We start from the raw sequence: 10,236 nt of genomic DNA on the forward strand, positions 1-10,236 counted from the left end.
CAAATGGGGGGAGAGAAATTATTGAAAGAATGGCAAGAAATGATGCAACAAAAGAAGGAAAACCAACAGGAGCCCCAAACCACAGACGGGCGTCTTCCTTTTGGGACTTTACCGCCGCTTCAACGTCCTCAGTTGGAGATGAGGAGAGAGAAATTATTGAAAGAATGGCAAGAAATGATGCAACAAATGGGGGGAGAGAAATTATTGAAAGAATGGCAAGAAATGATGCAACAAAAGAAGGAAAACCAACAGGAGCCCCAAACCACAGACGGGCGTCTTCCTTTTGGGACTTTACCGCCGCTTCAACGTCGTCCGTTAGGGGGAGGGAAAGCTAAATGGCAAAAAATAGAGGAGAACAATTCCAGTGCAGGTGAAAATAGAAGCTCTGAGAGGGAGCAGGAGCCGGACGATGGAATTGAAATTAGGCGTGCGGTAGAAGTAATGTTAAATTTTGGTTTCTGGTACCCACTAACTTCCAAAGAAAAGCAGGAGAACAATTCCAGTGCAGGTGAAAATAGAAGCTCTGAGAGGGAGCAGGAGCCAAAGAGGGAAGCACGTAACTCTCCGCAAACAGACGCATACAAGTATAGTCCAGCTCTGCCACCGAAGTATGGTACATGTCTACCGCTCATAACTCGAGATGGTAAATTCATGGAGAATTCTTGGGAATCGGTTATGGAATAGGTGATGGGGACTATAAGCGGAGTTGGAAACTGAGTGGATAGAATGTTGGAAGAGAGCCTTTCTTTAGGCTTGCTTTTGGTTGCAGTAACATATGCAGTATCCTAAAAAAACCAAATAAGAGGTTGTTGTTAGAGACGAGTATCCTAAAACCATAGAATAAGAGATGCCTACGCCATCAAGAAACTTCAGCGGTGCCTTTATCCATAATCTTCTATCCATAATCAGAAGTTTCTCCATAAATGTCAAATGGTTTGCTAATAAGCCCTTAGCCAGATAACCTTCATATACCACTTTTACACATATTAATACATGAAACATAGGCAGAGCCTCCAGCATCAAAAAACCCTATTTCACAGGGAGGTTTTCAACGTCTAGTTGAAAAAGCAAGACAAGCAGAGGAAAGAAATCCACTCATAAAACCAAGGGATAAATCGCCTGAACTTGCAGAAATCCAGAAACTTATAGCAAGTCTTGAATCAGGTCAAAAAAACAATGGTTGATTTCTGGGTGCAAAATGGCTGGTATAAAATTTCCGGTAGATCCTATAGTTCATCTGCTTCAGATGTGTTGGTAATCATAAGCGGTCTTCCACGATATGTGCGCCTTACCAGAGGGAGATGGACTGAAGAAAGTACAAGAATCGCTGCAGTAAAGTTCCTTGTTGAGGAGGTACTCAAAAAAGACCCAAGAGATATAACCCAGTTCGATTTCCATTCCAACCGCCTTGCCGGGCTTTTGAATAGTTATTATTCTGGTTTCCCCTATGCAGCTCTCAAAGAAGCAGGCCTTGTAAGCGAAGCAGACGAAGCGTACATGAGGTCTTGCCAGCACACTCGTTGAGCAACCGTCTCTAGTCCAAGCTTGCGGCGAATAATGAGCTTTTGCCAACTTATAAACCTGTTTCGTCAAAAAGACTTCTATTTGTAGACGAAAAGAAGAGAAGCAGGATTAAGAGAAAACTAATCATAAATGGCAGTTCGCAGGTTATGTCAGAAACGTCAAAGAGTTGTGTCAAAAGGTCGAATCAAACAAAAAATAAGGATCAGGCAGCCTAAGTAAGCCTTGGCAGCAGTCCTGGCATTAGAGTAAATACATTTTTGTCAGACTCTTCAGGATTTCCCAAGCTCCCCAAGGGCAAGAATTATGTCCTCGCGAGTGACAGTCTTCCTTCCTGCATGCTTTGCATACTTTATAGCCTTTCCAGATATTATCATGGCTTGCTTTTCAAGAAAATCCGCAAGCTCCCTTGCAGCTTCTATCGATACTCTGTCAGCCCCAGAATTCCTAATTAATCTTTCTACAGGCGCAATTGGCAAAATCATACGCTCACCAATCTTCTTTTGGCAAAAAACGGTTTATAAAACCTCTTCACGAATGTATAAACATATTAAAACAAAATCAACAATAAACTAATTGGCTCTTTTGCTTTTTATTTCCTCTTAAGGGTGATGTTGTCCTTGCAAAAACCTCCATTTTTCCAAAGAACGGAAATGATGGTACCGCAGAAAAAAAACTTAGCTAAGAAAACCGCAGCCCTTTACCAACGCAAAAATTTCTTTTCAACACAAGTGCCCCTCAAGAGGGAAAAATCACCAGAAAATAACTCTGCAGAAGTGGCTCTGTTGATGGCAGACACCTATCTAAAACTCAAAAATTACAAGAAAGCGGAGCTGTTCTATCAACAAGCACTCCAACAGAAGCCTCAAAATTCCGAAGTTCTCTATAAGTTTGGTAAGCTTCTTTTATTGACTTCCCGGTCAATCGAAGCCGAAGTCTATCTTAGGAAAGCAGTTGATATAGATTCAACTAATCCACGGCTAATATGTCTCCTTGCTAAAGTCCTAAACAACAACGGAAAAACCAAAGAGGCAATACAAATGTATAACAAAGCAATCGAACTTGACGATAGCTTATGGTCTCCTCACTATGGCTTATATAAGATATTCCACTCGGCCGGAATGAAAAAAGAAGCCCGAAAGGCGCTTTTCAATACCATACGAAAAAAACCCCTCTCCCCTCTGCCATATTTTGTGATGGGTCGTTTTCTTTTAAATCACTCCAAATTTGAGTCTGCCGAACGATTCTTTCAACACGCATTGATTTTAGGTTACTGCCAACACACTGTCCATTACTATCTTGGATTGTGCTGGAGTCGCCGGGAGAAAGAAGACCCGCTAAACTATTTCTATGCCGCTCAATATTTTGAGAAGGCCATACAGCTTCAACCCCACAATCCGCTCAACCACGCAGCGCTTGCTTTTTGCTGTCACAAACTTGAAGATTATCAGTCCGCAATCTTGGCTTATAACGAAGCCATTCGCCTTGCGCCAAAACACGAAAAGTTCTACAACGCCCTCTCGACTCTCTACATCTGCCTTCATCGATATAAAGAAGCAGCAAATGTTTTGGAGAATCTTTCACGGGTAAAAACTAATGATGCAGACCTCCACTACAAAATCGGCTGCCTCTTGTTTAGCCACGGAGACCTTCAATCAGCAATTGCTCATCTCTCAAAAGCCATCTCCATCAATCCGGAGCACACAAAAGCAATAAAAAAACTAAAAAAGATAACCATGCGCATGCAACTTGCAAACACTACTAAAGAAGCATCTGAGCAATAAAACACAAGATATTAAAAGCCACACGCTCACCAAAACTAAAAATGCAAATATCCATTTCACTATCTCCACGGGAATACCAGTTATCCATAGTCAATACCATTCTTCCAAACAATAACTCGTTAGTCGTTCTTCCTACAGGATTAGGAAAGACACTCATCGCTCTTCTTGTTCTGCAACATAAAATTTTAGAGGGAAAATGTGTAATCCTTGCACCAACAAAACCTCTTGCAAAGCAACATTATGAAACTATACTTGCAGTCACAAATCTCCCACCTTCGCAAGTAGCTCTTATTTCAGGCGAGCTACGTCCAAGTCAAAGAATAAGCATGTGGAAAAGACGCGTTTGCGTTTCTACACCCCAAACTCTAAAAAATGACGTTGAATCTGGAAGAACTGATTTCGATTTTGTCTATGTTCTTTTCGATGAAGCACACAGAGCAGTTGGAAATTATGCTTATACTTATTTGGCAAAAAAAGCGTGGGAAAAAAACTGCCTTATTGTCGGATTAACTGCCTCTCCCGGGTCAGACAAGAAAAAAATAGAAGAAATAGTCTCCGCACTCTACATCTCAAACGTTCAAATCAGAACAGAAGAAGACCCAGACGTCAAACCATACGTAAAAAATCTTAAGCTTTCATTCATTCCCGTAAGACTCCCACAAGAACTTTTAGCCTTTCGGGCCACTATCTCAGAACTAATAAAAAAGGAAGCTGAAAATCTCTCAAAGCTTGGCTATCCAGTCAAGCTTATTTCTAAAAAATCTCTCTTAAAAATAAGGGAAAGACTCTTCTCTTCAAATTCACCATCAAAATACGGAGCAATCTCCCATTACTCAACGCTTTTCAACCTCATACATCTGTCAGAGCTTCTGGAAACTCAGGGAGTTAGAGCCTTCTTAAACTACATCGAAAAGCTAAAATCAAAAAAAGCAACAAAAGCAATACTCAGGATACTCAATGCTTCGGCCATCAAAAAATTTCTTTTGTCAAGTAGTTCACTTCCAGAGCACCCAAAAATGAAAAAGCTAATAGAACTAATCTCTGCAAGGCCAAATGAAAAGATAATAACGTTTGTCCAGTACCGAGACCAAATAAACTTCGTAGTTGAAGAACTAAAAAAGGCAGGGATTGCAGCTGAGCGGTTTGTTGGAAAAAGAGAAGGTGTAACGCGAAAAGACCAAGAGCAAACTATCGCAAGATTCCGGGAAGGGCAGTTTCAAGTCTTGGTGGCTTCCTCAATCGGTGAAGAAGGCCTTGATATACCGGCAGTGGATACCGTTATCTTCTTTGAGCCAATCCCATCAGCGATAAGGACAATCCAGCGGCGCGGCAGAGCAGGACGTGCAAAAGCAGGCAACGTCATCATCCTATTTACTGAGAACACAAGAGATGAAGCCTATTTTTGGAGCGCAAGAAAAAAAGAAAAAATAATGAAGCACACTGTAAGACGCCTTCAGAAAGAGGGAGAAAAGAAAAACAACACAGAAGAGAAAAAGACACCAATGCCAAGACTAAAGAAGACAGGCCAGACGCTCATAAGTGATTTTTTAAATTAAATTATCAAAACTAAACACCATGAAAATAGATAAAATACATTCCGCCAAATTAGAGAAAGTATACCGACTCCTCTCATCTTCTCCGGAAGGCATCAGTTCGCAAGAAGCAGTGAATCGCCTCTCTAAATTTGGCCAGAATATACTTAAAACCCAGCCGCCCGAGAGCCCTTTATCATTATTCATTTCGCAATTTAAAAATCCAATAATCTCTCTACTATTAATTGTCGGGGCAATAGCTATCGGAATCCAACACTATGAAGACAGCATAGGCATTTTTGTTGCGGTTTTGCTTGCAGCCCTATCCGGCTTTATTCAAGAATATAAAGCAGAGCGTTCTCTTGAAGCCCTAAAAAAGATGGAGAAAAGCACAGTTCGAGTCCTTCGCGACAAAAAGATGAGCGTCCTTCCTTCATCCCAACTCGTTCCTGGCGATGTAATAATATTATCAGAAGGCGACAAAGTCCCTGCTGACGCGCGGCTCATAGAATCAGTCAACCTATCATGTGATGAGGCTATTATAAGTGGAGAATCAAAACCAGTCGAAAAACAAGCTATGCGAGAGCACCCAAGCACTCCTCTCCTCAATTCAAAAAATATCATTTTTAGAGGCACTTCAATTAACCGTGGACGATGCAGGGCAATAGTTTTTGCAACAGGAATGAATACGGAATTCGGAAAAATAGCTCAAACCATTTCAGAGACAGAGAAAGAAGAAACTCCATTGCAGAAAAAAATGGAGGAACTTGGCCAAAAGCTTTTAGCCTACATCATTATACTTGCCCTTACCTACCTAGTCCTTGGCGTTTTTTTCTTCAAGAGAGATTTTAATGAAATGTTTCTTGTAAGCATCATAATTGTAGTTATGGCCGTTCCAGAAGGCCTTCCAACCATCATAACAATTACGCTTGCAATAGGAATGCAAGGTATGGCAAAAAGAAATGCCATTATACGAAAGCTTCCTGCTGTTGAGACTCTCGGAAGCACCACCGTAATCTGCACAGACAAGACAGGAACTCTTACAAAAAACAAGATTGGTGTAAGGAGAATTTTCCTTCCGGGCGGGGAATATGAAGTAGCAGGGCAGCCTGATTCATTCATCGGAGAGTTTGTGCTTTCAGGACCACGGCAGATAGGAACCCTTCATTCACGCCTTGAAAAGCTTATCGAAATATCATCTTTATGCAATAATGCAAGCATTGTCGAAAGCGATGGAAAACAAACTATTGTAGGCGACCCAACAGAAAGCGCGCTTTTAGTCATGGCAAAAAAATTTGGATACAATATAGAATCCGAACGGGCAAAGAGCCACTTTATATGGGAAATTCCGTTTGATTCAGAACGGAAGATAATGTCGGTGTGCCGCAGACACGAAGATAAAAAAACAATTTATGTAAAAGGCGCACTTGAAGTAGTTTTGAAGAGATGCAACCGCATACTTTCTGAGTCCGGAGTCCGTCCCTTAACCAAGGATGACGTAGATAAAATTTACTCGAAAAACAGTGAATTTTCAAAAAATGATTTGCGCGTACTTGCAGTTGCATACAAAGAAGTCCATTCAGTGCCTAAGAGGCCCACTACAAGATTTATGGAATCCTCTTTAATTTTTGTAGGTTTAATCGGAATGACTGACCCGCCAAGACCTGAAGTATACGAAGCAATTAGAAAGTGCAAGAATGCCGGTATAAAAGTAATTATGATAACTGGAGATGGAAAAGAAACCGCATACGCCGTTGCCAAAGAGATTGAGATAGCCACAAACGAAAATGAGGTTTTGGAAGGCGACCAAATAGATGCAATTCCAGCTGATAATCTTGTCCAAGAGCTAGCTAAAATAAAGGTGATAGCTCGCGCATCCCCCCATCACAAATATCAAATAGTCTCCTCCCTCATGGCTGCAGGCGAAATCGTGGCTGTTACCGGAGACGGAGTAAACGATGCCCCTGCAATAAAAAAGGCAAATATAGGTATTGCAATGGGAATTACCGGGACTGATGTTGCAAAAGAAGTTTCTGATATGGTCCTAACAGATGACAACTTTGCAACAATCGTAAATGCAATTGAATATGGAAGAAGGCTCTATGACAACATTAAATCCTTTGTCCGATACCAGTTTTCGACAAACGTTGCGGCAATACTAACACTATTTTCAGCCCAATTTTGGGGTCTTGGTATCCCACTAACTGTTCTTCAGATGCTGTGGATTAACATAATCATGGACGGGCCGCCAGCAGTTGCGCTTGGATTTGAGCCTTCTTCTTCAGACACGATGCAGAGAAAACCTCGCGACCCAAAAACTCCATTTATTACAAGAAACCTAATACTTGCAATCCTTTTCGCCGGAGTTATAATGGCTACAGGAACACTTGCCGTCTTTTCTTATTACAAATCAAATGAGCCTATAAAAGCAGGGACAGCCGCATTTACAACCTTCGTTTTCTTCCAGTTTGCAAATGCGCTAAACTGCAAGAGCCAGTCACGCTCACTTCTACATTCGTTGTTCTCAAACAAATATCTCTACATTGCAATCATTCTTGCCGCAATGCTCCACATCTCCATCATCTACAACCCGATATTCCAGCACTATTTCCAGACAGTTTCTCTTGAACCCAATGATTGGGTTATAATCATCACGACATCAATGACCATAATCGTCCTTGAAGAAATCAAAAAATTCTTTTTCAAGAGCCAAACAGAGTATTGATGAATATGAATGCAAGAGTTAAGCGAATAATTCTTAAGCTGCGCTCATACTTCAAACATGCCAAAAGAAAAAAAGCCGTAGTCGGAATCTCCGGAGGAGTCGATTCTGCAGTTGCTGCAGCCATCTGTGCAAAAGCTCTTGGAAGTAAAAATGTTATAGGCGTCATCCTCCCAACCACCATCACCCCATCAAGAGATATTTCTGATGCCAAAATCATCTGTAAACTACTGAAAATAAAAAAATTAGAAGCAGACATAAGCCAAATAGCGCTTATCTGCTCAACTGTCCTTAAACGAATTCTTATGAAGAAACTAAACAAAAAAACAGCTGGAAACATCGTTGCAAGAATTAGGATGCTTATACTATACGCAATCGCAAACGAGCTTAACGGCTTGGTTGTAGGAACCGGAGACAAAAGCGAGATTTCAATAGGGTATTTTACAAAATATGGCGATGGCGCTTGCGACTTGCTACCTATTGGCAGCTTATATAAGACAGAGGTACAACAAATTGCGCAACAGCTTGGAATACCCAAGAAAATATACTGCAAGCCACCCTCACCAAGGCTTTGGCGCGACCAGACAGCAGAAAAAGAATTAGGCGCCAGTTACGAAAAAATAGACTCTATTTTAAGAAAACTTGAAGCTGGCATAAAGCCAAAAGAACTGCTTGCAAAAAGAATCATAAAACTTATGAAAAACTCCGAGCACAAAAAATCCTCTCCCCCTATCCTTTAATAACTTTTTAAGCTTCTAAACAGAAAATCACACCATGAAGATTAGCAAGAGAAACTCAGAGCACAAAAAATCGTCTCTCCCTATCCTTTAATAACTTTTTTAAGCTTCTCCACAGAAAATCACACCATGGAGATTAGCAGGAGAATAGTTACTTATGCTCTTTTTCTATTCTCTCTGCTGGTCAGCATCACCTTTTCAATAGATGTTTCAGACTGCGCAAACCTCAATACTCAAGGAACAACTTATACTCTCATCTCCTCAATCTCAACAAATGCTCTTTCCTGCTTTAACATAACTGCAAATTCAATTGTCCTTGACTGCCAGAACTTCAGTATAACCGGAACCGGCACGGCACAATCTTTAGGAAAAGCAATACAAACAGAAGGCTATGACTACCTTGAGATAAAGAACTGCCGAATAGCAAATTTCTCAATAGGGGCACTCTTAAACTCAACCATTTACTCAAACGTAACAGACACTATAATAGAAAACTCAACCTTTGGCATATTCTTTGATGGCAGGGCTGCCGATATCTCAGGAGACAACAAAGTTAAAAACGTACAGATATCAAACTCTTCTACTGGAATCCACTTTCATGGCTCCAACACAAAATACAATACCATAACCTTAACCAACATAACCAACCATTCATATGTTGGTTTAAATCTGACCTCTTCATCATTCAACAACCTTACACAAATTGTCGTAAGGGATAAAAAAACATCTACCGCTGATGGCGTCAGTCTTGAGGGAAGCTCAAGCATTCTTATTAATGATTCAAAATTCATAAAGCAAGACCAAGCAATCTGGTTACCTAATGGCTACTGCAGTCTTATCACAATAAACAATTCACTCATTTCAGAGTCTTCCTATGGAATTGACGCAAGTGGTGCTTCTCTCCTTGTGTATTCACAGATAGACAACACGCTTATAAATTCATCAACCACGTATGGCATTATACTAACTGGTGAATCTGCTTCTTATGGCGGAAATAAAATAAACATAACAAATTCAAACTTATCAAAAGGCAGTACTGGTATTTATTTTTACACCTCAGGCTCGTCTGGCACGTATGGCTCAAACATCTTCATCAAAAACGTGAGGATATACAACTTTTCTTCTGCTGGTGTTTCCCAGTCCTCTAATTACTATCTCGGTGGGAGAACATATTCTGACGTGTATATATACAACAATACAAGGGGTATAGCAGGAGGTGTAAGCGACACCTACGAGCGCATACATGTCTTTGATAACAAAATTTATGGAATACTGCTACGTAGAAACTTGTCCGGGACTACAATACTTAAGGATTCAGAAATATACAACAACGGAGACGGAATTTTAATCGGACCCCATTACTCATCTTCTCTAGCCCTCATCCAAAACACAGCAATATTTAATAACACTAGATGGGGTCTAAATGGTACTTCAAACAACGACCAGGAGTCTGTTGATTCAATAGGCATTAATCTAAGAAATGTAACAGTGTACAACAACGGAGAGGGAGGCCTATGGCTTCGGGACATGTGTAACCTCTCTAACTCTGTAGTGGAAAACAATACTGGTCCAGGCGTATACGTTACTGTGTATTCTACTACTCCTGGTCCAAACATATCTAACAATCAAATCAACAACAATTTAGGTGGAGGCATAAAGGTCATAAATCCATCTAAAAATAGCATCAGGATAGTAAACAACACTCTTATCTCAAACTCATACTTTGGAATAAACATAACATACTCAAACAACACCTATATCGCAAACAACACTCTTGGCCTAAACTCTATAGATATAGACAACAAATCCTCTAATATATCCTATGCATATGACAACGCATGCAACAATCCACTTGACTTTAAAGACTTTGGGCAGGTTGGTTGCACATGGAACTATCCCCCACCAATCTTCATATCTTCCTGCTCGAACTTAACATCGGC

Annotated in this window: 9 protein-coding genes; 8 read left to right on the plus strand and 1 reads right to left on the minus strand. The window is 40.6% G+C overall.

The window, feature by feature from the left end; all coding sequences use genetic code 11:
* From QXF67_04495 to QXF67_04505, 3 genes are all read left to right on the plus strand, one after another.
* On the plus strand, window positions 1–335 hold a 335-nt coding region (locus tag QXF67_04495; GenBank protein ID MEM3060761.1), incomplete at its 5' end, for a hypothetical protein.
* Window positions 223–684, plus strand: a complete 462-nt coding sequence (locus tag QXF67_04500; protein ID MEM3060762.1) for a hypothetical protein — start codon at window positions 223–225, stop codon at window positions 682–684. The genes QXF67_04495 and QXF67_04500, both read left to right, overlap by 113 nt.
* Window positions 685–1,176: 492 nt before the next feature.
* Complete coding sequence (locus QXF67_04505) at window positions 1,177–1,524, plus strand: hypothetical protein (GenBank protein ID MEM3060763.1); 348 nt, start codon at window positions 1,177–1,179, stop codon at window positions 1,522–1,524.
* A gap of 269 nt (window positions 1,525–1,793) precedes the next feature.
* On the opposite strand, the gene QXF67_04510 is transcribed toward QXF67_04505, so the two are convergent.
* Entirely contained in the window at window positions 1,794–2,006 is a 213-nt protein-coding gene (locus QXF67_04510; GenBank protein MEM3060764.1) for a histone family protein, read from the minus strand.
* Between the two features lie 168 nt (window positions 2,007–2,174).
* Between QXF67_04510 and QXF67_04515 the strand changes: the two genes are divergently transcribed.
* The 5 genes from QXF67_04515 to QXF67_04535 form a co-directional block, all read left to right on the plus strand.
* On the plus strand, window positions 2,175–3,305 hold the full coding sequence (locus QXF67_04515) for a tetratricopeptide repeat protein (protein ID MEM3060765.1): 1,131 nt from the start codon (window positions 2,175–2,177) through the stop codon (window positions 3,303–3,305).
* Between the two features lie 41 nt (window positions 3,306–3,346).
* Window positions 3,347–4,861: a helicase-related protein gene (locus QXF67_04520; protein ID MEM3060766.1), complete on the plus strand. Its 1,515-nt coding sequence runs from the start codon at window positions 3,347–3,349 to the stop codon at window positions 4,859–4,861.
* Between the two features lie 19 nt (window positions 4,862–4,880).
* Window positions 4,881–7,562, plus strand: coding sequence for an HAD-IC family P-type ATPase (locus QXF67_04525; GenBank protein ID MEM3060767.1), 2,682 nt, complete (start codon window positions 4,881–4,883; stop codon window positions 7,560–7,562).
* A 5-nt stretch (window positions 7,563–7,567) separates the two neighbouring features.
* Window positions 7,568–8,299: an NAD+ synthase gene (locus QXF67_04530; protein MEM3060768.1), complete on the plus strand. Its 732-nt coding sequence runs from the start codon at window positions 7,568–7,570 to the stop codon at window positions 8,297–8,299.
* A 126-nt stretch (window positions 8,300–8,425) separates the two neighbouring features.
* On the plus strand, window positions 8,426–10,236 hold a 1,811-nt coding region (locus QXF67_04535), incomplete at its 3' end, for a right-handed parallel beta-helix repeat-containing protein (GenBank protein MEM3060769.1).

It is taken from the genome of Candidatus Anstonellales archaeon, from assembly GCA_038869735.1.
Classification (GTDB): Archaea; Micrarchaeota; Micrarchaeia; order Anstonellales; family CG1-02-47-40; genus JAWCQO01.

Bases quoted from the DNA above. Each gene is read 5' to 3' on its own strand.
- QXF67_04520 (MEM3060766.1), top strand. From the start codon at position 3,347: ATGCAAATATCCATTTCACTATCTCCACGGGAATACCAGTTATCCATA.
- QXF67_04500 (MEM3060762.1), top strand. From the start codon at position 223: ATGATGCAACAAAAGAAGGAAAACCAACAGGAGCCCCAAACCACAGAC.
- QXF67_04510 (MEM3060764.1), bottom strand. From the start codon at position 2,006: ATGATTTTGCCAATTGCGCCTGTAGAAAGATTAATTAGGAATTCTGGG.
- QXF67_04505 (MEM3060763.1), top strand. From the start codon at position 1,177: ATGGTTGATTTCTGGGTGCAAAATGGCTGGTATAAAATTTCCGGTAGA.
- QXF67_04525 (MEM3060767.1), top strand. From the start codon at position 4,881: ATGAAAATAGATAAAATACATTCCGCCAAATTAGAGAAAGTATACCGA.
- QXF67_04515 (MEM3060765.1), top strand. From the start codon at position 2,175: ATGATGGTACCGCAGAAAAAAAACTTAGCTAAGAAAACCGCAGCCCTT.
- QXF67_04530 (MEM3060768.1), top strand. From the start codon at position 7,568: ATGAATGCAAGAGTTAAGCGAATAATTCTTAAGCTGCGCTCATACTTC.